Origin of the sequence: Candidatus Pelagibacter sp. HIMB1695, from assembly GCF_052047655.1 — a bacterium.
Lineage (GTDB): Bacteria > Pseudomonadota > Alphaproteobacteria > Pelagibacterales > Pelagibacteraceae > Pelagibacter.
On sequence record NZ_JBNAJT010000002.1, the window covers coordinates 125,683 to 151,749 of the forward strand.

Annotated in this window: 24 protein-coding genes; 15 read left to right on the forward strand and 9 right to left on the reverse strand. The window is 30.8% G+C overall.

The genetic code is table 11. The features are described 5' to 3' along the window. Window positions 1-27: 27 nt before the first annotated feature. The 5 genes from ACTTAX_RS07105 (at window position 28) to ACTTAX_RS07125 (ending at window position 7,750) form a co-directional block, all read left to right on the forward strand. A complete protein-coding gene (locus ACTTAX_RS07105) occupies window positions 28-1,515 on the forward strand; it encodes an ABC transporter substrate-binding protein (protein WP_440693948.1) in 1,488 nt (495 codons plus the stop codon). A gap of 86 nt (window positions 1,516-1,601) precedes the next feature. Then, window positions 1,602-2,561: an ABC transporter permease gene (locus ACTTAX_RS07110; RefSeq protein ID WP_440693949.1), complete on the forward strand. Its 960-nt coding sequence runs from the start codon at window positions 1,602-1,604 to the stop codon at window positions 2,559-2,561. After that, on the forward strand, window positions 2,558-3,442 hold the full coding sequence (locus tag ACTTAX_RS07115; protein ID WP_440693950.1) for an ABC transporter permease: 885 nt from the start codon (window positions 2,558-2,560) through the stop codon (window positions 3,440-3,442). Before ACTTAX_RS07110 ends, ACTTAX_RS07115 begins: the two co-directional genes overlap by 4 nt. A 1-nt stretch (window position 3,443) precedes the next feature. Continuing rightward, the gene (locus ACTTAX_RS07120; protein WP_440693951.1) at window positions 3,444-5,477 is read left to right on the forward strand and encodes an ABC transporter ATP-binding protein; all 2,034 of its coding nucleotides are present in this window, start codon (window positions 3,444-3,446) and stop codon (window positions 5,475-5,477) included. 50 nt (window positions 5,478-5,527) lie between these two features. Then, on the forward strand, window positions 5,528-7,750 hold the full coding sequence (locus ACTTAX_RS07125) for a 3-hydroxyacyl-CoA dehydrogenase NAD-binding domain-containing protein (RefSeq protein ID WP_440693952.1): 2,223 nt from the start codon (window positions 5,528-5,530) through the stop codon (window positions 7,748-7,750). On the opposite strand, the gene ACTTAX_RS07130 is transcribed toward ACTTAX_RS07125, so the two are convergent. Together ACTTAX_RS07130 and ACTTAX_RS07135 are read right to left on the reverse strand one after the other, a co-directional pair. Continuing rightward, on the reverse strand, window positions 7,743-8,393 hold the full coding sequence (locus tag ACTTAX_RS07130) for a peptidylprolyl isomerase (protein ID WP_440693953.1): 651 nt from the start codon (window positions 8,391-8,393) through the stop codon (window positions 7,743-7,745). The genes ACTTAX_RS07125 and ACTTAX_RS07130 overlap by 8 nt on opposite strands. Then, the gene (locus ACTTAX_RS07135; protein WP_440693954.1) at window positions 8,390-9,118 is read right to left on the reverse strand and encodes a putative zinc-binding metallopeptidase; all 729 of its coding nucleotides are present in this window, start codon (window positions 9,116-9,118) and stop codon (window positions 8,390-8,392) included. The genes ACTTAX_RS07130 and ACTTAX_RS07135 overlap by 4 nt, the downstream gene beginning before the upstream one ends. 53 nt (window positions 9,119-9,171) lie before the next feature. Between ACTTAX_RS07135 and speB the strand changes: the two genes are divergently transcribed. Continuing rightward, complete coding sequence (gene speB, locus ACTTAX_RS07140; protein WP_440693955.1) at window positions 9,172-10,131, forward strand: agmatinase; 960 nt, start codon at window positions 9,172-9,174, stop codon at window positions 10,129-10,131. A gap of 20 nt (window positions 10,132-10,151) precedes the next feature. After that, entirely contained in the window at window positions 10,152-11,585 is a 1,434-nt protein-coding gene (locus ACTTAX_RS07145) for an aldehyde dehydrogenase family protein (RefSeq protein WP_440693956.1), read from the forward strand. Here ACTTAX_RS07145 and argE read toward each other — a convergent pair. Next, window positions 11,582-12,760 (reverse strand): acetylornithine deacetylase, encoded by a 1,179-nt coding sequence (gene argE, locus ACTTAX_RS07150; RefSeq protein WP_440693957.1) that lies wholly within the window; start codon window positions 12,758-12,760, stop codon window positions 11,582-11,584. The two genes, ACTTAX_RS07145 and argE, sit on opposite strands and share 4 nt — an antisense overlap. A 27-nt stretch (window positions 12,761-12,787) precedes the next feature. On the opposite strand from argE, the gene ACTTAX_RS07155 reads away from it, so the two are divergent. From ACTTAX_RS07155 to ACTTAX_RS07190, 8 genes are read left to right on the forward strand one after another with little or no spacing between them, the layout of a single operon-like run. After that, on the forward strand, window positions 12,788-13,129 hold the full coding sequence (locus ACTTAX_RS07155) for a tRNA-binding protein (protein ID WP_440634613.1): 342 nt from the start codon (window positions 12,788-12,790) through the stop codon (window positions 13,127-13,129). A gap of 2 nt (window positions 13,130-13,131) precedes the next feature. Next, on the forward strand, window positions 13,132-13,725 hold the full coding sequence (locus ACTTAX_RS07160; RefSeq protein ID WP_440614078.1) for a LysE family translocator: 594 nt from the start codon (window positions 13,132-13,134) through the stop codon (window positions 13,723-13,725). A 3-nt stretch (window positions 13,726-13,728) separates the two neighbouring features. After that, window positions 13,729-16,398: an aconitate hydratase AcnA gene (acnA, locus tag ACTTAX_RS07165; protein ID WP_440693958.1), complete on the forward strand. Its 2,670-nt coding sequence runs from the start codon at window positions 13,729-13,731 to the stop codon at window positions 16,396-16,398. Window position 16,399: 1 nt separating this feature from the next. Further along, the gene (locus ACTTAX_RS07170; protein ID WP_440693959.1) at window positions 16,400-17,044 is read left to right on the forward strand and encodes a tetratricopeptide repeat protein; all 645 of its coding nucleotides are present in this window, start codon (window positions 16,400-16,402) and stop codon (window positions 17,042-17,044) included. Further along, window positions 17,037-18,335 carry an outer membrane protein assembly factor BamB family protein gene (locus ACTTAX_RS07175; protein WP_440693960.1) on the forward strand — a complete coding sequence of 433 codons (1,299 nt, stop codon included), beginning with the start codon at window positions 17,037-17,039 and terminating at the stop codon, window positions 18,333-18,335. Before ACTTAX_RS07170 ends, ACTTAX_RS07175 begins: the two co-directional genes overlap by 8 nt. 2 nt (window positions 18,336-18,337) lie before the next feature. Further along, complete coding sequence (locus ACTTAX_RS07180; RefSeq protein WP_440693961.1) at window positions 18,338-18,769, forward strand: hypothetical protein; 432 nt, start codon at window positions 18,338-18,340, stop codon at window positions 18,767-18,769. Continuing rightward, a complete protein-coding gene (gene zapE / locus ACTTAX_RS07185; protein WP_440693962.1) occupies window positions 18,769-19,824 on the forward strand; it encodes a cell division protein ZapE in 1,056 nt (351 codons plus the stop codon). The genes ACTTAX_RS07180 and zapE overlap by 1 nt, the downstream gene beginning before the upstream one ends. Then, window positions 19,821-20,240, forward strand: coding sequence for a secondary thiamine-phosphate synthase enzyme YjbQ (locus tag ACTTAX_RS07190; RefSeq protein WP_440693963.1), 420 nt, complete (start codon window positions 19,821-19,823; stop codon window positions 20,238-20,240). Before zapE ends, ACTTAX_RS07190 begins: the two co-directional genes overlap by 4 nt. A gap of 1 nt (window position 20,241) precedes the next feature. Here the strand turns inward: ACTTAX_RS07190 and ACTTAX_RS07195 are convergent, their stop codons facing one another. The 6 genes from ACTTAX_RS07195 to ACTTAX_RS07220 are packed head-to-tail and all read right to left on the reverse strand — an operon-like array spanning window position 20,242 to window position 25,997. Continuing rightward, window positions 20,242-21,663, reverse strand: coding sequence for a cryptochrome/photolyase family protein (locus ACTTAX_RS07195; RefSeq protein ID WP_440693964.1), 1,422 nt, complete (start codon window positions 21,661-21,663; stop codon window positions 20,242-20,244). A 5-nt stretch (window positions 21,664-21,668) separates the two neighbouring features. Next, the gene (locus ACTTAX_RS07200) at window positions 21,669-22,799 is read right to left on the reverse strand and encodes a diaminopropionate ammonia-lyase (protein WP_440693965.1); all 1,131 of its coding nucleotides are present in this window, start codon (window positions 22,797-22,799) and stop codon (window positions 21,669-21,671) included. 3 nt (window positions 22,800-22,802) lie between these two features. Beyond that, entirely contained in the window at window positions 22,803-24,128 is a 1,326-nt protein-coding gene (glnT, locus tag ACTTAX_RS07205; RefSeq protein WP_440693966.1) for a type III glutamate--ammonia ligase, read from the reverse strand. Between the two features lie 17 nt (window positions 24,129-24,145). Continuing rightward, the gene (locus ACTTAX_RS07210) at window positions 24,146-24,295 is read right to left on the reverse strand and encodes a hypothetical protein (RefSeq protein ID WP_262590388.1); all 150 of its coding nucleotides are present in this window, start codon (window positions 24,293-24,295) and stop codon (window positions 24,146-24,148) included. A gap of 59 nt (window positions 24,296-24,354) precedes the next feature. Further along, window positions 24,355-24,585 (reverse strand): hypothetical protein, encoded by a 231-nt coding sequence (locus tag ACTTAX_RS07215; protein WP_440693967.1) that lies wholly within the window; start codon window positions 24,583-24,585, stop codon window positions 24,355-24,357. A gap of 11 nt (window positions 24,586-24,596) precedes the next feature. Beyond that, window positions 24,597-25,997, reverse strand: a complete 1,401-nt coding sequence (locus ACTTAX_RS07220) for an ammonium transporter (protein WP_440634357.1) — start codon at window positions 25,995-25,997, stop codon at window positions 24,597-24,599. Between the last annotated feature and the right edge of the window lie 70 nt (window positions 25,998-26,067).

The following is a 26,067-nucleotide window of genomic DNA, read 5'->3' on the forward strand; positions in this document are numbered from 1 at the left end:
TTTTAAACAAACTAAGAGGAAGTCAGAATGAAAAACATTTTAAAATTGATATCAATTTCTCTGATATCTTTATCTCTATCTATTTCATTTTCTAATGCCCAAAGTGGAGTTTTTAAAATTTCACATGATTTAGGATTTGGAAAAGATACAAATTTAGATGCGATTACTAAAGGAAGACTGTTTCAAGTAGTTATAATGACTCAAAACCGTCTGGTAAGAAAAGATCTTAAAGGAGTAACATCTTCAGAATTAGCAACAGATTGGTCGGCTAATGCTGATGCAACTGAGTGGACATTTAATCTTAGAAAAGGAGTTAAATTCCATGATGGTTCAGATTTTGACGCTGAGGATGTTAAATATTCTTTAATGAGAGTTAAAGATCCAGACATTGGATCTCCAGCAAAAAAAAGCATGAGTACTGTTACCGATATAGAAGTCGTTGACTCACATACAGTAAAAATGAAATTAAACACTTCTTTTGCTGATTTTCCATTACTATTAACAGATTATAGATTAAGAATGATACCGTCAGGTTCTGGAGATACAATAGGAAAAACTGGAATTGGTACTGGTCCTTTTATGGTTGAAAAATTTGATCCAGAAGGAACAACAGTTCTTAAAGCAAACCCTAATTACTGGGAAGGAGCCCCAGGATTATCAGAGGTTCATGTGATTGCAATTCCTGATGGAGAAGCTAGAGTTCAGGCTCTTTTGACTGGTCAAATTGATATGAATAGATATGTACCTTTTAGTCAAAAGAAAATTTTTGATGGTAATTCAAAATTTAATGTTTCTGTAATTCCAACTGGAAACTGGAGAGGTATGGTAATGAGAACAGATACAGCTCCATTTGATAACCCTAAAGTAAGGAAAGCAGTTAGATTGGCAGTAGACAGACAGGAGCTTGTTGATTTAGTTATGGGAGGTGCCGCGATTGTAGCTTGTGATACTCCAGTAGCACCTTCAGATCAATATCGAATGGATATGGATTGTCCTCAAAATATAAGTAAAGCGAAAAATCTTTTGAGAGAAGCTGGATACCCTAATGGAATAGAAATGGTAATCCATGTTTCAACAAAAGAACCAACTTGGCCTACTATTGGCGAAGTTCTTCAACAACAACTAGCTAAGGCTAACATTAAAGCTGAAGTCAAAATGACTCCTTCAAAGAGTTATTGGAATGAAACCTGGATGAAAAAAGCAGTAGCTATGACACGTTGGAATGAAAGACCAGCTGATAGTGCATTGCATGAGATTTATCATAGTGCAGCAAAATGGAACGAGTCCTTCTTTAAAAATGCTGCTTTTGATGAAAACTTAGCAAAAGCAAGAGGTGAGCTTGATTTCAACAAGAGAAAAGCTGCGTATCAAAATGCGCAAAAAACTTTATGGGAAGAATCTGGGACAATGATTCCTTACCATGTATCTAAATTGGTAGTAACTTCTTCTAAAGTTAAAAATTTAGACGAAGTTGAAGTTTTCTCAATTCGTTGGCATACAGTTACTAAAGACTAATATATTTGATTTACAGGCCTAAATTTTTTAGGCCTGTAAATTTTCTTCAATCTTTAAAATTTTTTTAATTAGTTTACATTTAGATAATGTTTTTTTTGGTATTAAAAAGAATACTTTTAGGATTAATAACTCTTTTTATTGTATCTTTAATTACCTTTTCTGGTGTTGAGGTTTTGCCAGGTGATGCTTGCACAACTTATCTTGAAAGAGAGGCTTTTGGCGCTGCGTTAGAGGCATGTTACGAAAGATTAGGACTGAATACACCGGCATATGAAAGATATATTTATTGGGCAGCTGGAGTTCTTCAAGGTGATTTTGGATATTCTTTAAGTGGTGAAATGAAGATTAACGATGTTTTGGGCCCAAGAGTTAAAAACTCTCTGGTTCTAGCTTCAGCCTCTATACTAATAGGAATTCCTATAGCTTTATTACTTGGAATTATAACTGCTCTTTGGAGAGATAAACTTCCAGACATTATAATTTCAACAGTTACAATTTTTTCAATGACTATTCCTGAATTTATTAGTGCAACATTATTAATATTAATAGTTGCTATCTGGTTAGAGTGGTTGCCAGGAATAGTGATTGTACCAACAGGTGCATCAATTTCAGAGTTATTGCCTAATATAATTTTACCTGTAATTGCAATTTCTATGATCATGACTGCGCATATGGCTAGAATGGTTAGATCAAGTGTAATTCAAGTTATGGCAAGCGACTATGTTCAGATGGCAATTTTAAAAGGTGTTCCATATTGGAAAATGGTTTTTAAACATGTTTTGCCTAACGCTTTACTGCCAGCAATCAATGTAGTTGCTCTTACAATTGCTTGGTTGTTAGGAGGAGTTGTTGTAACTGAAGTTGTTTTTAATTATCCAGGACTTGGAAGATTAGTAATAGAGTCTATCTCAAATAGAGATTTGCCAGTTGTTCAAGCTCTAGCAATTATTTTAGCATCAATTTATGTTATTATAAATTTAATTGCAGATCTTATGACATTGATGCTTAATCCAAGACTTAAATCATTACAAATTAAAAATAAATGATATTAGAAAAAGAACAAAAGAAAAATAATCTACAAAAAATATTAGATATAATAAAAACTATGGCTTCTAAACCTTCAGGTTTAATAGGCTTAAGTATTTTATTGTTCCATGTGATACTTGCAATAACAAGTCCTCTGTATGTACCTTATGATTATAAGGCGATTGATCCTTCATTAATGCTTCAAGCACCATCCTCTGAATATTGGTTTGGTACTGATAGTTTAGGAAGAGATGTTTTTACTAGAACAATATTAGGAGGCAGAACTGCTTTAACAGTTACATTTTTTGGTTCTTTAATTGCATTACTTTGGGGTGGTGCATTGGGCATATTTTGTGGTCTGGTTGGTGGAAAAATAGATGACGTTGTTATGAGAATAATAGATGCGTTTTTGTCTATTCCATGGATCTTAGCAATGCTTTTAATTGTTTCTTTGTTAGGAACTACTACACTTGTTTTAATTCCAGCGCTCGGTTTCTTTTATGGTAAAGGTATTGTTAGAGTAGCAAGGGCAGCAACACACGATGTAATTGCTAAAGATTTTATAGTTTCAGCAAGAGCAAGAGGTCATAGCAACCTATCAATAATATGGAATGAAATTTTACCAAATGTAAGAGATGCAATTATGGTTGAGGGAGCTATGAGATGGTCATGGATGTTACTTGGGTTTAGTTCATTATCTTTTTTAGGATTTGGAGTAAGCCCACCAACGCCAGATTGGGGCTTGATGATTTCAAATGCGAGAGGATTGATGTCTTTTGCTTACTGGGCAGTGTTAGCTCCTATATTTGGATTAAGTTCATTGATTATTGGAATTAATTTAACAGCTGATGCATTTGCAAAAGCACTTGGAATTGATAGATCAACTAAGGCACCAGTTTAAAATGGATAGTGCAGTTCAAACTATAAATAATCTTACAATTGGATTTACAAGTCAAAAAGGAAAACAAATCTCAATTCTAAAAAATATTTCAACTACTATTAAAAAAGGTGAAACAGTAGGTATCGTCGGAGAATCTGGCTCTGGAAAAAGCACTCTAGCCTTAGCAATGATGGGTTATGTAAAACACGGCCTTTATACTATTTCTGGAGAGTGCTTATTCAATTCAAATAATCTTCTAGAAATGAAAAATAAAGATTTAGAAAATATAAGAGGTAGAAAAATAGCAATGATCCCACAAAATGCAGGTCAATCACTTACTCCAAATCTTAAAATTGGCTATCAAATTGATGAAGCTTTAAAATTACATACAGATTTAAAAAAAGATGAAAGAGATAAAAAAATATCAGAATTACTGAATAAAGTTAGATTGCCATCACCCGAAACAATGGCGCAAAGATACCCGCATGAATTATCAGGGGGACAGCAACAAAGGGTAGCTGTTGCAATGGCTTTAGCAGGTAATCCTGAACTTTTGTTATTAGATGAACCAACAACAGGGTTAGATGTAACAACACAGGCGCACGTATTAGAATTATTAAATTTTATTGCAAAAGATACAGGAACCTCAATGGTTTATGTAAGTCATGATCTTGGAGCAATAGCACAAGTCAGTGATAGAGTAATCGTTATGTATTCAGGTGAAATCGTTTTAGATGGCCCAGTAAGAAGTATATTAAAAAATCCAATACACCCTTATACATTCGGATTATTAAAATCTATTCCAAAATTAACCTCTCCAGGTTTACCAGACTCAATGTCAGGTAGCCAACCTCAGCCAGGGACAATTAACACAGGATGTAGTTTTTATGAGAGATGTAATCTTGCTGAAGATAACTGTAAAAATAATTCACCAACTTTAGAATACATTGATGATTTAAAAACGAGTGTTAGATGTTTTAGATATAAAGAATTAATCAACGTAAAAGAAACAAATCTAGACACTGTAAAATCAATAAACAATGATGTTTTACAAAACGAAATTTTAGATATTTCAAAAGTTTCAATTAGCTATGCAAAACAAAAGTTTATTAATCAGTTGTTAAATAAAATTGATGATAGCAATCCAACAGTCCAAGATATTAATATCACTATTAACAAAGGAGAAACTCTTGCGCTAGTAGGGGAGTCAGGTAGTGGGAAATCAACAATATTAAAATCAATTGCAGGATTATTAAAAACAAAAGACGGAATGATAAAATTTGATAAAGACAAAGTTTTATCAAACAATTTAAAAAACCGAGATCCAAGTTTTTTAAGAGCAATACAATTGATATTTCAAAATCCAGATGAATCTTTAAATCCAAATCATACTGTTGAAGAAATTATATCACAGCCTTTAAGATTATATTTTGGATTAAAGGGAGACGAACTAAAACAAAAAATTATAGAAGTACTTGAAAAAGTAAGACTTGGGGAATTTTATTTAACAAGATACCCAAGACAATTATCAGGAGGTGAAAAACAAAGAGTTGCTGTTGCAAGAGCATTTGCTGCAAAACCAGATATTATTCTTTGCGATGAAGTAACCTCCGCACTTGATGTTTCAGTTCAAGCAGCTGTGTTAAACTTGCTTCAAGAATTAAAAGAGGATTTAGGTACTACTTATATATTTGTATCTCACGATCTAGCAGTTGTAAGAGCTATTAGTGATAGAGTTGCAGTTTTATATCAAGGAAGATTATGTGAAATTGGTCCTTCAAAAAATGTTTATCAATTACCATCACATCCGTATACTGAAGTTTTATTGGGTGCAGTTTTAGAGCCTGATCCAGATGTAAAACCAAAATTAGTTGCTGAAGATATAGTTGAAGAAAAGCCACCCGAACAAGGCTGCTCTTTTCAAGGCAGATGTCCTAGAATCCTTGGTGATATTTGTAAAAATGAGGTTCCGCCATGGCAAATTGGTGAAAATGGAAACTCAATACGTTGCCATATAAAAGTAGAGGATTTAAAAAAACAACAAAATATCAATTAGGACAATTTTTTTGTTACACATAAAATTAAATCTTATATAAAAGTCTTTTTATGGAAATTAACAGTGTAGTTGTTATTGGCTCAGGAACGATGGGCAGCGGAATAGCGGCGCAACTATGTAATGCAAATATTCCAGTAACTTTATTAGATTTAAAAACTGAGATCAGTCAAAAGGCCAAAGAGAGAATAGAAAAATCAAGACCCCCACTATTAATTGATAAATCAAAAATAGATGGAATTAAAGTTGGAAATATTAATGATGATTTTAATATTGTATCAGAGGCTGATTGGATTGTTGAGGCAGTTGTAGAACGTATTGATATTAAACATGATATCTATGACAAAATTTTTAAGCAAAGAAAGAAAGGATCTATAGTTTCCTCAAACACTTCATCAATTCCGATAAGTGTTTTATCTGAAAAATTGACAGAGGAAGACAAGAAAGATTTTTGTATCACTCACTTCTTCAACCCTGTTCGATATATGGATTTACTTGAGATTGTAAAAAACGAGAATACTGATTTAGATAAAATTCAAAAACTCAAACTATTTTGTGAAGAAGATTTAGGAAAGGGAGCTATTGTTTGTAATGATACTCCAGGTTTTTTAGGAAATAGAATTGGTGTTTATGCAATGCAAATTGCAATGACAGAAGCATTTAAAATGAAGCTTACCATAGAAGAAGCTGATGCAGTTTTTGGAAGACCTATGGGAATACCAAAGACAGGAGTTTTTGGTCTTTATGATCTAATTGGTATTGATCTAATGTCAGATGTGTTAAAGAGTTTCATCAAAGAACTTCCAGAAAACGATAACTTTCAAGAGGTAGCTAAAGAAATTCCTTTAATAAGAAAACTAATTGATACTGGATATACAGGTCGAAAAGGCAAAGGAGGTTTCTATAGAATGAGCAAAGTTGATAATACAAAAATTCTAGAGGCTATTAATTTAGAAACAGGAGAATATTCACCATCACAAAAAATAGATATTAAATCAGAAAAAGTTGATCTATTAAAATTAATTAACAGAGGTGACAAATATGGAGATTATGCATGGTCGGTTATTTCAAAGATTATTAAATATGCATCATCTCTAGTTCCAGGAATTACAGATAAGTTTAACGATATAGATGAAGCTATGCGTTTAGGATTCAATTGGTCAAGAGGACCTTTTGAAATGTTAAAAGAAATTGGTGTCAGTAACTTTTTTGAAAAAATAGATGGTTTTGAAAATAATAAATTTTTAGAGGAACTTTCAAAATCTAAAAATGAAGATTTTTATGGAGAAAGACAAAAATATACTGAAATAGAAACTTTGGGTAAAATAAAACCTAAAGCAATAAGATTAGATGGAAATAATTCTGCAGAGATTTATAGATTTAATGATTTTAACATAGTTGAGTTCACAACTAAAGCTAACGCATTAGATTACGACTCGATGGATGCATTAAAGAAAGCAACTGATAAACCTTTAATTATTATTAATGAAAGTATGCAATTTTCTGCAGGTGTAAATTTAACTTACGCAATGAATTTTGCAGAAAAGGGTGATTATAGTTCGATCGAAAAATTCGTTAAATACTTCCAAGATACCTGTAAAGAACTTAAATATTCAAAATATCCAGTTGTTTCAGCTCCTTCAGGACTAACATTAGGAGGTGGATTTGAAGTTCTGGTGCAAAGTAATTTTGTAGCTTCCCACACTAATATTGTTGTTGGACTTGTTGAAACTATAGTTGGTTTAGTTCCAGCAGGGGGAGGATGTAAAGAAATGTTATGGAGATGGTCACAAACGGATGAAGCAAAAAATGATCCAGATTATGCACCGTTAAAAGTTTTTGATATAATAGGTTATGGCAAAACAGCAACATCACCAATAGAGGCAGAACCTCTTAAATATTTGCTTCCTGAAAATAAAAAAATCATGAGTAGAAATAGTTTATTGAATGTTTCAAGATCTATATTAGAGGAAAACAAAGACTTTACCCCACCAACTGAAGCATCATTTAAATTAGCAGGAAAACCATTAAAGGAAAAAATGGTTAAACTGTTAGAAAAATTATACAACGACAAAGTAATTTTAGATCATGGAATAGTTGTTGGAACAGAATTAGCAAATGTTTTAAGTGGTGGTGATACAAATTTAGATAAAACTTTATCAGAAGATGATCTTTATAAATTAGAGTTAGATTCTTTTATGAGATTGATAGAAACCAAACAAACTCAAGATAGAATTAAACATACTCTTTCAACTGGAAAACCTTTAGTTAATTAGTCTCTAACATTCTAAAAGTGTTTATATAATCAGGTCTAAGTACATATATTGCTTTATTCCCTGTTTTTATTTTCTTAAGTATTTCCAGTCCATACTTCACTTTTCCAAGTGGAGTGTATTCTCCTTGATAAATTGGGATATCTTTCAAGGTTATAAAAAACTCACTATCCTCAGTATCAAATTCTCTTGATCTTGCAAATCCAACACTACCTTCAGTAAATTCAAAATCATCACTAAGTTCTGATTTTAATAATCCTAATCCTGATTTGCCACTTCCAATTTTTGAGTAATCTAAATAATCAATGTTTCCAAATTCAATATCACCAGCTTGTACTAAAGTATTTTCAATAACTTTATAGAAGGCTGAACCATCGTACATTTTTTTTTCAATTAATATTTTAAATCTTTCAACAGCTTTTGGAGAAATTTCAGGATATAATTCAATAATTACATTTCCACATTCTAAATTCATTACAGCAATATTATCTGGGTTTTTAAAGTTTAATTTTTTTAAATCGTTATTGTCTATAAATAGACATTTATTTTTTAATAAAAAAAAAGATGAAAAAGCAGAAACAGTTAAAATAATTAAAAAAATAAATAAAATTTTTTCTGATTTTGAAGCTTTAATTGTTTTGATCATAAAATATTTTCATCGATTTTAGATATGTTTAATTTAATAAAATTAACCTTTTTGTTTAATATAGGGTCGTTTTTGATTTTTTCTTCAATCAAATTTTTATTAACCATTAAAAAAGAAAATATTTCAGCCATATCTTCTGATGGAATAGATTTAGAATATTCTGTTAAAAAACCATTTGTATTTTCATATAAATCTAAATTTAATCTATCTGAGCAAGTGGAGCATTCAGCGTATTCAAAATCAGAATTATTAAATAAAGAAAATTTTTGATCATTAAAATCATTCTCATAACTATTTTGAATCATATGAAAAATTTCATGATGAATCATTCTTTCGAAATATTTTTCATTAAAGTTTATGTCTAATATTAAAGTTCTATTTTTATTATCTGGTATTCCGCCAGTATTGATATTCGAAATAAATAAATCTTCACAAAATACAACGTATTTTAAATCTATTTTTTTAAGAAATTTAGAATTGTATCTTTTAATATTTCTCTCGATGATTGGAAATTTTGTATTAAGATTTTCTTGATTTGTTTTATTACAAGTAATGTTGTCATCTACTCCTATTTTAAAATCTCCTTTTGCATTTAGATAACGAATATTGTTCTCATTTTTTAGTTTATAGATTTCCAAGTTCGGAATTTTGATTAGATTGTATATTTCATCAGCATTTACCTGTGAAAACTGAAATATTAAGATGAATAAAATAATAATTTTCATTAATTTATTATAGACGAATTAGATTAGATAATATTATCTTAGATTATTAAAAAATGACAAAAGAAAGAAACAAAAATCCTATTCAACCAGTAAGTGGAACAAAAGTACCTCGATATGCTGGTCCAAGTACTTTTGCAAGATTACCAGAATTAAGAGATGTCGAGAGCTGTGATGTGGCGATTGTTGGTGTTCCGTTTGATGCTGGAACCAGTTATAGACCAGGAGCTAGATTTGGTCCTCAGAGCATAAGACAAGCATCTAGACATTTAAGAACAAATTATCATCCAAGTTATGATGTGGAACCCTTTAAAATTCAACAAGTTGCTGATGCTGGAGATATTTCATGCAATCCATTTAGTATTGATGAAGCTATTAAGCAAATAGAGGTGGGAGCAACTGATCTATTAAATAAAGTAGGTGGAATAATTAGTTTAGGTGGTGATCATACAATTGCGGTGCCATTGTTAAGAGCAATTAATAAAAAAAATAAAGGACCAGTTTCTTTAATTCATTTTGATGCTCATTTAGATACTTGGGATACTTATTTCGGCGCTCCATATACACATGGAACTCCTTTTAGAAGAGCAAGAGAAGAAGGTTTATTTTTAGATGATGCTTCAATGCATGTTGGTATAAGGGGACCTCTTTATAGTAGAGATGATATTAAAAATGATGAAAGTTTTGGTTTTAAAATAATTCACTGTGATGAATTTCAAACTGAAGGAACAGATAAAATTGTAGAAAGGATTAGAAAAAAAGTAGGAGATAATCCACTTTATCTGTCTATAGATATTGATGTGTTGGATCCAGCTTTTGCACCTGGTACAGGAACACCAGAGATAGCAGGGATGACCACACGAGAAATGGTAAATGTTTTAAGGGGGTTGTCTGGATTAAATTTAGTTTCAGCTGATGTAGTAGAAGTTTCACCAGCATATGATCATGCTGAAGTTACATCTCTTGCAGCTGCAACAATAGTTTACGAATTAACAAATTTATTTGCAAAATCATAAGGAAAGGATAATTTTAAATCATGTTAGATAAAAAAAATTTTTATATTAATGGTGCTTGGGTTAAACCAAACAGCGCTGAAGAAATTAAAGTAATTGATCCAGCTACAGAAGAAAACTGTGCTGTAATTACTTTGGGAAATAAAACAGATGTTGATTTAGCAGTAACTGCAGCAAAAGATGCTTATGAGTCTTGGGCTTTTTCCTCTAAAGAAGAAAGAATTGCACTATTAGAAAAACTTTATGAAAATTATAAGAAAAGATGGGCAGATATTGCAGAAGCTATAACTCTTGAAATGGGTGCTCCAAAAGATTTTGCTACAAAGTTACAAGCAGGAACAGGAGCAAGTCATATCAAATCATTCATCAGATATTTAAAAAACTTTGAATTTGAAAAACCATTAGGAGAACATGCTCCTAATCAAAGATTAATTTATGAACCAAAAGGTGTTTGTGCATTAATAACACCATGGAATTGGCCAATGAACCAAGTTTGTTTGAAAGTAATGCCAGCAATTGCCGCAGGTTGCACAATGGTTTTAAAGCCATCAGAATTAGCACCACTTTCATCAATGATACTTGCTGAAATTATTGATGAAGTAAAATTTCCAAAAGGTGTGTTTAATTTAGTTAATGGTGATGGAGCAACAACAGGCGATGCTCTTACAAGCCATCCAGATATTAATATGATTTCTTTCACTGGCTCAACAAGAGCTGGAGCTTTGATTTCTCAAAATGCCGCTAAAGATTTTAAAAGAGTAAGCTTAGAATTAGGTGGAAAAGGAGCAAACATTATTTTTAAAGATGCTGATCCAGAAGCAATTGAAAGAGGGGCTTTAAGATGTTTTAGAAATTCTGGACAATCTTGTAATGCTCCAACAAGAATGTTGGTTGAAAAATCAATGTATGATGAAGCTATTGAGAGATTAAAAAAATACACTGAAAGCTTTGAGGTGGGTGATCCTAAAAAAGAAGGAGAACACATAGGTCCTGTTATTTCAGAAACTCAATACAATAAAATTCAAACTTTAATCCAAAAAGGTATTGATGAAGGAGCAAAATTAGTTGCTGGAGGAACAGGCAAACCTGATGGATTAGACAAAGGTTATTTTGTTAAACCAACTGTTTTTGCAGATGTAAATAACGATATGGATGTTGCAAGAACTGAAATTTTTGGACCTGTTTTATCTGTTATTCCATTTGAAACAGAAGAAGAAGCAATAAAAATTGCAAATGATACTTCTTATGGATTAACAAACTATATTCAAACTCAAGACTCTGAAAAAGTTCAAAGAGTTGCCAGAAAATTAAGATCTGGAATGGTGGATGTTAATGGAGCTGGTATTGCTGTTGATGCACCATTTGGAGGTTTTAAACACTCTGGTATTGGTAGAGAAGCAGGTGAACACGGTTTAGAAGAATTTTTAGAGGTAAAAGCTGTTGGTGGTTGGAGTTAACTTACTGATTTATCTTTTACACCTTCTAAAAATTTAAGGCATTTTTTCATTTCATTTAATTCTATGAACTCATCAATTTTGTGAGCTTGTTCTATAGATCCAGGTCCACAAACAACTGTACTAATTCCTAGTTCTTGAAATAAACCAGCCTCCGTTCCAAAAGAAACTACTTCTCTTGAATTATCACCAGTTATATTTGATACAAATTCGCATGCTTCAGATTCATCTAATCTATTAAAACCAACCACTTCACCAATTGTTTCCTTTTTAATATAAGAATCAGGAAATACTTTTTTCATTTCTGGTAGAAGTACTTCATTTGCATATTTATCAATTTCATTTGTTACAAATTCTCCATCTTCTTTGACAACTGGTCTTGTTTCCCATTCAACACTACATTTGTCTGCAATGACATTATGAGCAATACCACCTTTAATGCCTCCAATTGATAAAGTTGAATGTGGAGGATCAAAAATACTATTTTCTTTAACTCGTTTTTTTAACTGTTCTCTTATTTCTAAAAGTTTTCCAACATATCTAGTTGCATATTCTGCAGCATTTACTCCTAAATGTGGTTTTGAACTATGTCCTGCTAGCCCTCCAAAGTGAACTGTGTATTCATTCATACCTTTGTGAGCATCTATAATTTTCATTGTAGTTGGTTCACCAATTATACAAATTCCATTTTTGATATCTCTTTTTTTCAATTCCTCTATTAATAAAGGAGCGCCAATACATGCAGTCTCTTCATCAAATGTGTAACAGAAATGTAAGTCTCTATCTAAATTACTTTCTTTAAAGATTGGTGCATAAGCGAGTGTACATGCAATAAAACCTTTCATGTCACATGATCCTCTTCCATAAAGTTTATCATTTTTAATTGTTGCAACAAATGGATCACTGCTCCAACCTTTAGAAACTGGTACCACATCTGTATGTCCAGATAATATGATTGGTTTTTTTGAGCTTTGATTTTTTGCTTTTAAAGTCCCAAAGAGATTAACTCTTTTTTTATCATCATCGTAAACTTTAAAAGTATCTATTCCGATTTTATTTAAAATATTTTCACAATAATCAATTAAATTACTATTGTCTTGGCCTGAGACAGTTTTAAATGCAATTAAGTCAGTTAAAATCTTGATTGATTTTTCATATAAATTGTTATCTATACTCATAAACTTAAAACACTATATTATATTATGATTAAAGAGCAAATTACCTATGACATTTTTGACAAAGTAGATATTAGAGTTGGTACTGTAATTTCAGTTAAAAAAAATGAAAAGGCTAGAAAACCATCTTTGGTAGTTGAAGTAGATTTTGGAAGTGAAATTGGCATCAAACAATCATCAGCTCAAATTACTCATTATTATAATGAGGAGAATTTAAAAGGAAAGCAGGTCATTGCAGTTTGTAATTTTCCTGAGAAAAATATTGCTGGTGTAGTTTCACAAGTATTAGTTTTAGGAGCAATAGATGCTGAAGGGAAAGTTACTTTAGTACACCCATCACAAAAAGCTGAGAATGGTTTACCAATTGCTTAGCAATGCATCCTGAAATTCTTTCGATAACTTTATTTGGAATTGTTGCTGCATTTACACCTGGTCCTAATAACTTTGTAGCTTTTTATTCTGGTTTTAACTTTGGTATAGTTAGAACACTTCCACATATAATCGGGGTTACCCTAGGTTTTCCATTTTTATTATTATGCCTTGCTTTAGGTTTGATAAATATATTTAAGCTTTATCCTTTAATTCAAGAAATATTAAAATATTTAGGAACTCTATTTTTGATTTATTTAGCTTATAAAATTTCTTTTTCAGGTCCATCAAACCAAGAAAATAAAAATAAAAATCCGATTAAATTTCATGAAACTTTTATCTTTCAGTTTCTAAATCCAAAAGGTGTAATTGCATCTATTATTCTTGTATCAACCTATATAAATCCAGGAGAAACATTTGTGAGTTATACGACTCAAATTCTTGTTATGGCTTTACTAGTTTCAGTAACGAGCATAACTCTGTGGACATTTTTGGGTAAATTCTTTAGGAAATTTGCGACAAATCAGAAATTTATTAATTATTTTAATTATGCTATGTCACTGCTTCTTTTAACAAGCATAATAACTTTTTATTTATAAAATATGACACCAGGAAAAAAAAATTCTTACAACTCACTAAAAAAAATTAACATTGATAACAAAGAGTACAATTATTATTCATTAAGCGAAGCAGAAAAAAATGGGCTAGATGGGATTAATAAACTCCCTAAATCTCTAAAAGTTTTATTAGAAAATTTATTGAGATATGAAGATGATTTGAGTGTTACAAAATCTCAAATACAAGCAATCAAAAATTGGTTGGAAACAAAAAAATCAAAAACTGAAATTGCATATAGACCTGCTCGAGTTTTACTCCAAGATTATACAGGAATTCCTGCTGTTGCAGATCTAGCTGCAATGAGAGAAGCTGTTAAAGAAAAAAATAAAGATCCAAATACAATCAATCCGTTATCAGCAGTTGATCTTGTTATTGATCATTCTGTACAAGTTGATCAATCTGCAAAAGCAGATTCATTTGAAAAAAATGTAGATATAGAATTCAATAGAAATGGTGAGAGATATTCATTTTTAAAATGGGGACAACAAGCTTTTGATAATTTTAGAATTGTCCCTCCAGGAACAGGAATTTGTCATCAGGTAAATTTAGAATACTTATCTAAAGTAGTTTGGTCTGAAGAATTTAATGGTGAGAACTATATATTTCCAGATACACTTGTTGGCACAGACAGCCATACAACGATGGTTAATGGACTTTCTGTTTTAGGCTGGGGAGTGGGTGGTATTGAAGCAGAAGCAGGAATGTTAGGTCAACCTATATCTATGTTGATACCTGAAGTGATTGGTTTTGAGGTTAAAAATAAAATGCCTGAAGGTACAACGGCAACAGATCTTGTTTTAACAGTGGTTAAAATGTTAAGAGATAAAGGTGTAGTTGGAAAATTTGTAGAATTTTATGGAGATGGATTAAAAAATCTAACTCTTGCAGATAGAGCAACTATTGCAAATATGGCTCCAGAATACGGTGCTACTTGTGGTTTTTTTCCAATAGATGACGAAACTTTAAAATATTTAAAATTTTCAGGAAGAGATCAGCACACCGTTGAAGTAGTTGAAAAATATGCGAAGGAACAAGGGTTATGGGCTAGTAATGATTTAGAATTTACTGATGTAATTTCATTAGACATGTCTACGGTTGTACCAACTATTTCTGGGCCAAAAAGACCTCAAGATAAAGTTTTGTTAACTGATGCACCAAGTTCATTTAAAAAAGTTTTATCTGAAGCAACTAATAAAGATAAAAAATCAATATCAAAAGTTTCAAATACTGATTATGAAATTCAAGATGGTTCAATTTTAATTGCTGCTATAACTTCATGTACCAATACTTCAAATCCAAATGTTTTAATTGGAGCAGGTTTGCTTGCTAAAAAAGCTATTGAGTATGGATTAGAAGTAAAACCATGGGTTAAAACATCATTAGCACCTGGATCTCAAGTAGTAACTGACTATCTAGAAAAAGCTGGTTTAAATACTTATTTAGATCAATTAGGTTTTAATTTAGTTGGATATGGTTGTACCACTTGTATAGGAAATTCAGGACCATTACCTGAAAATATAGTAGAGGCAATTCAAAAAGAAAATATTCATGCTGTTTCTGTGCTATCAGGAAATAGAAATTTTGAAGGAAGAATTTCTCCTCATATTAAAGCAAACTATTTAGCTTCTCCACCATTGGTGGTCGCTTACGCGATAGCAGGGCATATGGAGTTTGATTTATACAAAGATCCTCTTGGAAAAAGTAAAGATGGAAAAGATATATTTTTAAAACATATTTGGCCATCAAATCAAGAAATAGAGGATACTTTAAAACAATCTTTGAATGCCGATATGTTTATTCAAAGATATTCAAATGTTTCCGACGGTCCTACTCAATGGCAACAAATTAAAACTGAAAAAAGTAGTATTTATAAATGGGATGAAGGTTCAACTTATGTAAAAAAACCTCCATTCTTTGAAGGTTTGTCTGATGAGCCAGAAGGATTTAAAGAAATTAAAGATGCAAGACCGTTATTAATATTGGGTGATATGATAACAACAGATCACATTTCACCAGCTGGAAGCATACAAAAAGATAGTCCGACTGGAGAATATTTTATGGAACATCAAATTTTACCTAAAGATTATAATTCTTACGGTTCAAGAAGAGGAAATCATGAAGTTATGATGAGAGGAACTTTTGCTAATATTAGAATTAGAAATGAAATGGCACCAGGAACTGAAGGTGGATTTACAAAATTATATCCTGAAGAAAAAGTAATGCCCGTTTATGATGCAGTTGTTGAGTATAAAAAAAGAGGAACTGATTTAGTAGTAATAGGTGGTAAAGAATATGGAACTGGCTCTTCGAGAGATTGGGCTGCTAAAGGAACTAAACTTTTAGGAGTAAAAGCTGTTATTGCTGAAAGCTTTGAAAGAATTCATAGATCAAATTTAATTGGAATGGGAATTTTACCACTGCAATTTAAAGATGGAGAAAATAGAAAAAGCTTAAATTTAGTTGGATCAGAACTAATAAGTGTAGTTGATATTGAAAAAGGCATAAATCCTTCTGATGAAGTTGTTATAGAGATCAAATATATCTCTGGAGAAATTAAAAAAGTGAAGACTTTATCAAGAATAGATACTAAAAATGAGCTGGAGTATTATAAAAATGGAGGAATTCTCCAATATGTGTTAAGGAACATGATTTGATATGGATGAAGATTTATCAATAATAAATGCAAATACTAGAAACGAAAAAATTAAGAACTTTTTTGTTAATAACAAAAAACTTCTAATTTCCTCAGTTATTGTTTTAGTTTTAATAGTAATAGGTGTTTACAGTTACGATAAATACACGACTGATAAAAAAAGACAGATATCTGACAATTTTAATTCAATTACTATTGATCATTCTGAAAGTTCTAAAGACACAACTTTAAATAAATTATTGGATATAATTAATCAAAAAGATCCAACTTATTCTCCGCTCTCTCTTTATTTTATAATTGATAACAATCTCCTTTCTGATCAAAGCGAGATTAATAAATTATTTGATGTCATAATCGATGAAACATCACTAGATAAAGAAATTAAAAATTTAGTTATCTATAAAAAGGCACTATTTAACGCAGATCAGGCAAATGAAGCTGATTTACTAAATATGCTAAATCCATTAATTAATTCAGAAAGTGTATGGAAATCGCACGCATTATACTTAATGGCCGAATATTTTTATGCACAAGATCAAAAACAAAAAGCAAAAGAATTTTTTCAACAAATAACGACTTTAGAAAATCCAAATCCAGATATAAGAATAGAATCAGAGAAAAGATTAAACAGAGATTTGAGTGATTAGACTATTAGCATTATTTATTACATTTTTTCTTCTAAATAATTGTTCTTTCAATGAAAATTCAAGAATTTGGAAAGATAAGGAAAAAGATTTATCAGAAAAAGAAAATGTAAAAAAAATATTTGCAGAGGAAGAGGTAAAAGCCTCTGAATTTAATCAAGAAGTTAAACTCGATTTATCTAAATTAAGAACAACCAACAAAATAATAGATAATACCAATAACTACGGTGCTCAAAGCTATGATGGCCAATTAGAAAAAATAGGTAATTTTAAATTTTCAAAGTTAGATGAAATAAATAATCTTAATTACAAACCAATTTTCCTATCAGATGGATTAATTTTCTTTGATAAAAAGGGTACAATTATTAGATATGATAATAATAAAAAAGTGTTATGGAAAAAAAATCATTACACCAAGTCAGAAAAAAAATTAAGACCAAAGTTAAATTTTGCAATTAAAGAAAATAGTATATTCATTACAGACAGTATTGCTAAATATTATTCGATTAATCTTGAAACAGGTGAATTGAATTGGATAAAAAATAATACCTATCCATTTAATTCAGATATCAAAAGTTATAAAAACAAAATTTTTGTTGTTGATTATAAAAATACTTTGAGATGCTATAAAATTGAAGACGGATCTGAATGTTGGAATTTACAAACAGAAGATTCTTTTACAATATCAAATGCAAAATATTCATTAATTTTAATTGATGAAATGGTGGTGTTTAGTAACTCAATTGGAGATATCACAGCAGTTGATATTGAGACTGGATTAATCACTTGGCAACTACCAACTCAAAGCAGTAGCATTATTAATGAAACTTATAACTTTAAAATATCAAAACTAGTATCAGATGGAAAATCTATCTTTTTTTCAAATAATAAAAACGAATTTTATTCAGTAGATTTTAAAACAGGAGTAGTTAATTGGATAAATGATTTAAATTCAAATATTACTCCAATAATTACTGGCAATTTGATTTTTACAGTTTCTAATGATGGATATTTGCATGTTGTTGAAAAAAACAAAGGCAATATTCTTAGAATTACAGATCTTTTTAATAACTATAAAATTAAAAAAAGAAAAGAAATTGAACCAATTGGTTTCGTTATAGGTAACACTAATTTGTATTTAACAAATTCTGATGGAAAAATAATAATTGCTGATATAAGTGAAGGAAAAGTTTTAAATGTAGAAAAAGTTTCTGGAGAGATTGTTTCAGAACCATTTATATTTAATAATAATTTGTATGTAGTTAGAAACGGCTCTATCGTACAATACAATTAAATATGATCTTGAAATTTTTAGAAAAGATCGGAAGAAAAAAAGTAGTTCTAGATAGAGGACCATCACACCCAAAATTTGATCAAGCAAAACCGTGGATGAATAGATATTATTTGATATTCAGAAATAGACCCAAATGGTTTCCATTTAATATATTAATTCATGAAATGTTAGATGATGATCATGGTGATGGGGTGCATAACCATTTATGCCCATACATTACAATAATTTTAAGAGGAGGGTACTGGGAAACAACAAAAAATGGAAGATTTTGGCGAAAGCCTGGATACATTGGTTTTAGATCGGCAAATGCTTTTCATAGAGTTGATTTAGAACCAGGCACAAAACCAATGACAATATTCATTCCAGGACCATTTGGTTTACGAAAAGGACCACGATCAGAATATGGTATCGATTTTAAAACTAAAAGAAGTTAATGGCCTTATCTTTTGAAAAAAAATTTATATCTCACTGTAAAAAACAAAATTTAGAAATTAATCCTAGTCAGATAGATTTAGTAAAAAAATTACAAGAATACTACGAGGGTAATTTCCAATCATTAATATCAAAAATTTTTCAAAGCCAATCTTCTAAAAAAGGATTTTATTTATATGGTGATGTTGGTGTAGGCAAAACAATGATTTTAGATTTCTTTTTTGATCAATTAGATCATAAGAAATTAAGATTACATTTTAATGAGTTTATGTTGAGTTTCCATGATTTTGTTCATGAAAGAAAAGGTAGCAATCAAGAAAATATTATTAATGAATTTGTTAAAGACTTAAAATCAAAAGCAATGATAATTTACTTTGATGAGTTTCAAGTAACTAACATTGTTGATGCTATGATTTTAGGAAAATTATTTGATCAAATCTTCAAAGAAGATATAAAAATAATTGTAACTTCCAATACTAAAATCTCTGAGCTTTACAAAGATGGTCTTCAAAGAGATCAATTCAAACCATTTATAAAAATAATGGAGTATCAATCTTTTCAATACGAACTTGTAATTGAAGATGACTATAGAAAATCTAATAATTCTCAAGATAGATACTTTTTTCCACTTGATGAAGAAACTAATTTTAAAATAAATAAATTTTTTAGAACTATTACTAAAGATAAAGTTAAAACTGAGAAAATAATTAATGTAAAAGGAAGAAATTTTAAAATAGAAAATTTTTATGAAGGAGTGGTTAGATTTGATTTTAAAACATTATGCGATCAAAATTTAGGTGCAGAAGATTATTTAGAAATTATTAAAAATTGTGTTTTTATAGTAATCGATCAAATACCACAGTTTGATAATTTTAATTCTAACCAACAGCAAAGATTTATAACTTTATTAGATATAATTTATGATAATAGTGTTCCAATTGCAGTAACATCTAATCAAAGTTTGGATAAATTTACATCATCAAAACTATTAGAAAAACCATTTGAAAGAACAATCAGCAGATTATACGAATTAACATCTAAAGTGATGAATTCATGAAACAAGAATTTTTTAATCTTCAAATAAACACAAAAGGTCAAAAGTTATATGAATTTACAGATCAAACTCTTAATTGGATAAATGAAAATAATTTTAAGAATGGAATTTTAAATTTAAGTATTCAGCATACAAGTGCGTCTTTAATTGTACAGGAGAATGCCGACCCAGATGTACAAACTGATTTGATTAAATATTTTGATAAGTTAGCACCAATGGATAATTCGCTTTATGTTCATACAACTGAGGGTAAAGATGATATGCCAGCTCATATAAAATCTGCATTAACGAATAATCAAATTTCACTTAGTATTAAAAATAAAGAATTACTACTGGGAACTTGGCAAGGTCTCTATCTGTTTGAACATAGGTTAGAGTCTCAAAAAAGATCTATAATTCATCATTTTTTGGGAGAATAAGTTATTTTTTCTTCAGAGATTGAAATGCATCCAATGCAGCAGCTCTTGCTTTTTCATGAATAACTATTGGTTGTGGATAGTCTTTACCTATAATTGTTTTAATCGCCTCTTGATATTTGATTTCCATTTCCCAAGGTTTGTGGATAAATTTTGCAGGAACTTTATTTAATTCAGGAACCCATTTTTTTACATAAATTCCTTCCTTATCAAATTTTTCACCCTGAAGAATAGGATTAAAAATTCTAAAGTATGGTGCAGCATCAGCTCCACAACCTGCCACCCATTGCCATTGTGCTACATTATTAGCTTTATTAAAATCAAGTAAGCAGTTTCTAAAATGCTTCTCTCCCTCTACCCAATTAATTCTCAAATGTTTTACTAAAAAGGATCCAACGACCATTCTTATTCTATTATGCATCCATCCAGTTTCGTATAATTCTCTCATACCAGCATCAACTATCGGATAACCTGTCATACCTTTTTTCCATGCTTTTAAAAACTTTTCATTTTTAGCCCATGGGAATTTGTCAAATTCTTTTCGAAAGTTTCCTTTTAAGAATTCAGGAAAGTAATTAATTAGACTATGAGAAAATTCTCTCCAACCAAGTTCGTTTATATATTTTCTATATCCTATTCCTTTTGATTTTAGCTCACTACACTTTTTCCAAATTGTATTTACATGAATTTGACCAAATTTTAAATATGGAGATAACCTAGAAGTACCATTAATAGAAGGGATATCTCTATTAGTTCCATAATCTTTAATTTTATTTTCTAATAAATCTTTTAGAATCTTTTGAGAATCATTTTCTGAAACTTTCCAATATTTATCAAATTTTTCATACCATTTTTTATTTGGTAAAATATTTTTGAGATCTAAAGAATTCTTAAAAAAATTGATGGCTTTAGTTTTCTTTTTTACAGTATAATTTTTACTTGGAGTTTGATTTAAATAAATTTGTTCAGCAGTTCTCCAGAAAGGTGTAAATACTTTAAATGGTGTACCGTCATTTTTAGTCACTTCTTGAAATTCATTTAAAATATTTCCTTTAAAATATTTGTATTCTATTTCGTTTTTTATAAATAGATCTCTTATTTTTTTTCCTTTAGATATAACATCTGGTTCATAAATTTTATTCCAATAGATACATAAATCATCTTTTTTTTTAAGCTTTGAAAAAATATCTAACTCATCACCTTTTAAAATTTCTAGATTGATTTTAAATTTTGAAAGTTCTGTTTTTATTGACTCTAATGATTTAAATAACCACCATTTCTGAGCTTCTCTTTTGTTATCAAATTCATTATTGTTATAAATATATAACGCAATCACATTCTCATGATTATTAGTTGCAAAGGAAAGAGCTGGATTGTTATCAATTCTAAAATCTTCTCTAATCCAAAATATACCTGTGCTTTTCATTATAATTATTTTTGATTTACTAATTTTTGATACATTTCTTGATCGGTATCGCCCTCACAACCAAAAATTAATACATTAGAATTTTCATTAAGCTCAATTTTTGTCTTAATCGTTTCATCTTCGCAGCTTGCAATTAAACTAATTACACCTGGCGCAGCATTTTCACCTGCAATTATACTCTCTTCACTAAAGCTTGCGTTTCCAAGTAATTTCATAGTTTTTGCGATATCATCATCGGGTAAACTTATACAGTGTTTAACTGAGTTTTTTAAGATTTCCCATGGCACAAGTGATACTTCTCCACAAGACATCCCACCCATTAAACTTTCACGTTTAATATCAATTTTTTCTATTTTTCCAGTTTTAATACTTTCCATTACGCAAGCTGCACTATCTGGTTCTACGACAATTATCGTAGGAATATTATTTAGGTACCTCGCTATCCCAGCTACCATTGCACCAGCCATGCCACCAACTCCAGCTTGTAAAATAATATGAGAAATTTTTTCATTATTAATTTGTTCAGCTATTTCCTTCATCATGACTGAATAACCAGCCATTGTATATTTAGGTACCAGCATATAATCTTTCCAAGCAACATCCTGAACAATTTGCCAATTATTTTCTGTTGATTGTTTTATACATTCAATCAAAGAATTTTCGTAGTTACCTTTTACTTTTATAACTTCTGCACCAAGTGCTTCCATAGCTTTGCCTCTTGCATCACTTACAAATTCACTTATAAAAATTTTACATTTTAAACCTAATCTTTTTGCACCCCAAGCAACAGACCTTCCATGGTTTCCAGCTGTAGCAGTCGCTACGACTATTTCTTTATTTCCTTTGGTAACTTTTTCGACAGCATAAGCTCCTCCTAGAGCTTTGAAGGATTTTAAATTAAATCTTTTATTTTCGTCTTTATAAAAAATATTTTTTAAATTTAATTCTTTAGATAATTTGTTTAATTTAACCAGGGGTGTAGGGGAGTATCCTTCCCATTTTGAAATAGAGTTGTAAGCATCATCTATATCTGTCGAAGTTAAAGAGCTTAAGATTTGATCTCTATCAAATGAATATTTTTTATTATCAGTAAATTCAGTCAATTTCCATTGATGACCGTTAGATAAAATATTCATAAACTAACAATCTAATGTGTTATCTTTTTCCCATTTAGTGACTGCTTTGGCTTTATCAAAACTTTCTTTTGATTTAAATTCTTTAATTTCTGTATCTCTTAATTTTATATAACTTGAAATAACATCTGATCCAAAAGCTTCATTCATACTTTTATTATCTTTTAATTGAGACAGTGATTGATCTAGCTCATCTGGTAATTTTGGTAAGTCAGGATATTTTGCAAAATCTTCGTACATATTACAGTGCAAAGGATTACCTGGATCAATTTTATTTTTCAAACCGTCTAAGCCAGCAGCTAAAATACTAGCTTGTAGTAAATATGGATTAGCAGATCCATCCATTAATCTTAATTCAAACCTTCCTGGATCAGGAATTCTAATCATGTGAGTTCGATTGTTGCCTGTATAAGAAATACTACTTGGTGACCATGATGCTCCAGATTTTGTAGGTGGTGCATTTATTCTTCTATAGCTATTAATTGTTGGGTTAAAAAATGCTGATAACGATGACGCATTTTTAATTACTCCACCTAAGAAATTATATGCAATTTTACTTAATCCAAGTTTATCAGACTTATCTAAGAACATATTTTTTTTACCTTGCCAAACTGATACGTGAGCATGACATCCGTTACCTGTTAAATTATTAAATGGCTTAGGCATGAAGGTTGCTCTTAATCCATGTTTTTCAGCAATTGTTTTCACCATGTATTTAAAAAATGTGTGTCTGTCTGCAGTTTCTAAGCAGTCAGAGTAATCCCAATTCATTTCAAACTGTCCGTTTGCATCCTCATGATCATTTTGATATGGGCCCCATCCCATTTTAATCATACAATCGCAAATTTCTTTTATTAAATCATATCTTCTCATCAGCGCAGATTGATCGTAACAAGGTTTTGATTGTGTATCTTTTGGATCTGCAATTGAATCTCCATCAGGTGATATAAGAAAATATTCACATTCAACACCCGACTTCATTGTTAAATTTTGTTTTTTAAGTTTTTTAATTTGATTTTTTAACATTACTCTTGGCGATGCTTCTACTGGTTTACCGTTCATCCATAAATCAGATGCTAACCATCCAACTTCTTTATTCCAAGGTAATTGAATTAAGCTATCAGGATCAGGAATCCCAAACATATCAGAGTCCGCTGGTGTCATATCCAGCCATGCTGCAAAACCAGCAAAACCTGCACCTGCATTTTGCATTTCTTTTATCGCATGAGCTGGAACAAGTTTTGATCTCAAAACTCCAAAAAGATCAACAAAGCTAATTAAAAAATATTTAATTTTTTTTTGTTTTGCAATTTTAAATAAGTCTTTAGCCATTACCTAGCTTAACATAATTATTTAAAAAAAGATAAGATAGTTTCTTTATAATAAATTAGATTTACAACTATAATAATTATTATTGCTAAAATTACACCGTATTTAGCTTTAGGAAATGCAACTCCCCTCATTTTTGAGGGTCTTAATTCTTCATTTTCATCTGTCATAAAAGTTTAAATTAAAAAGGGCGCTATTAATTAAAATAGCGCCCAAATTTAAAGTTTAATTACCAATCGGTAATATTGCTTTTATGGTCATTAGCACCATGTCTCTTCTTTGCTAATCTTGAAAGTTCTTCACTTTCAGATTTTGCAGTTAAGACATGCCAACCAATCCATAAGATTACAGCAATGATTACTAGTATTCCTTCACTAGATCCAGCACCAGGGTAAACAGCACCAACTACTTCCTCAGCTGGTTTGTTAAGGTGATCTATCCAGTTTGTTACTGTAGCCATATATTTCTCCTTTACCTGGTTGCAGATGAAACTGCTTTTTCATCTTCTTTAGCAGCCTCCATCATTTCATAATCTAGTCCAGCTATTTCTACCTCTCGAGGGATTCTTAATTTACCCATACCGTGAAGCACTTTAGCTATGACATAGCCTGGTATCAGTCCAAGAACAACAAACATAATTATTGCTCCAATGAACTGTCCTACAGGATTGATTGTTGCATAAGTAGTTCCATCCCACATAGCACCCACACTGTAACCAGATGAAGGGTAACCCCATAAAACAAAACCACAAATTATTAGACCAACAACTCCCGCATAACCGTGAACTGCTACTGCACCAACTGCATCATCGATTTTGAACTTACGTTCAACCCAGTAATGTAGTTTGTATGCAATCACAACACCGATCATACCAATGATCATTGATTGAATTGGATGATATAAGTCATTTCCAGCTGAAGCACAGATAACACCTGCTAGTCCACTAGAGTAAGTCCAGAAAGGATCACCTTTAGCAATCCAATAACCAGCCAATAATCCTCCTGATAGTGACATCAAGAAGTTAAAGGTAATACCACTAAGTGTAGTAGGAGTTACGTATATGTTTGTAGCTGTCCAATAAGATATACCTTCCATTCCATATTCTGGACCTAAGTCAAAAATTGGAATGTTACATGCAGCATAAAATCCCCAGAAACCAGTATAAATTAAAAATAATCCAACTGTTACTAACCAAGGATTTCTAGGCCCTATGTTTCTAGGTTCACCACTTGATGAGAATTTTCCAATTCTTGGACCTAAAACCATAAGAACACCTAAAGCAAATCCACCCGCAATTGCGTGGATTACACCTGATGCGTATGCATCATGATATCCTAAAAGTTTCAACATCCATCCATCAAAGTGCCATCCCCAAGCAGCATCAATTGTCCAAAATACAGATCCAATTGCAATTGCTAGAATACCAAATGCAAAAGTTGTAATTCTTTCAATGATAGCTCCTGAAACGATAGAAGCAGCTGTCCAAGAAAACAGAAGGAATGCAGCCCAGAAGACACCAGAGATGTGATCTCCTAGATTGATAGCCATAAGTTCACTTGTAGCTGTATACCAAGTAGCACTAAACGCAGACTCGTCTGTGATTAGAGCAGTACTCTCATTCATTATTGAAGGTGCTAATCCAGGTCCTGTTGGAAAAGCCCAGTAAATCCACCAACCAAATAAAAACCAAGTTACTGTTACCAAAGGTATCAGCATTGTGTTTTTCATAAGAGTATGTTGATGGTGTTTGTATCGAGAAGCTCCAACTTCATACATACAGAATCCAACGTGAATTAAAAACATCAGCACCACTGTTACCCAGTAGTAGAACTCTGTAAATATAGTAGTGAGAGCAGCCAACTGATCAGTCATTTTCTCTCTCCATATTTGTTATCCTAAACCCTATAAAATTATTAGGTTAGTTACAAATATAAAGAGAAGC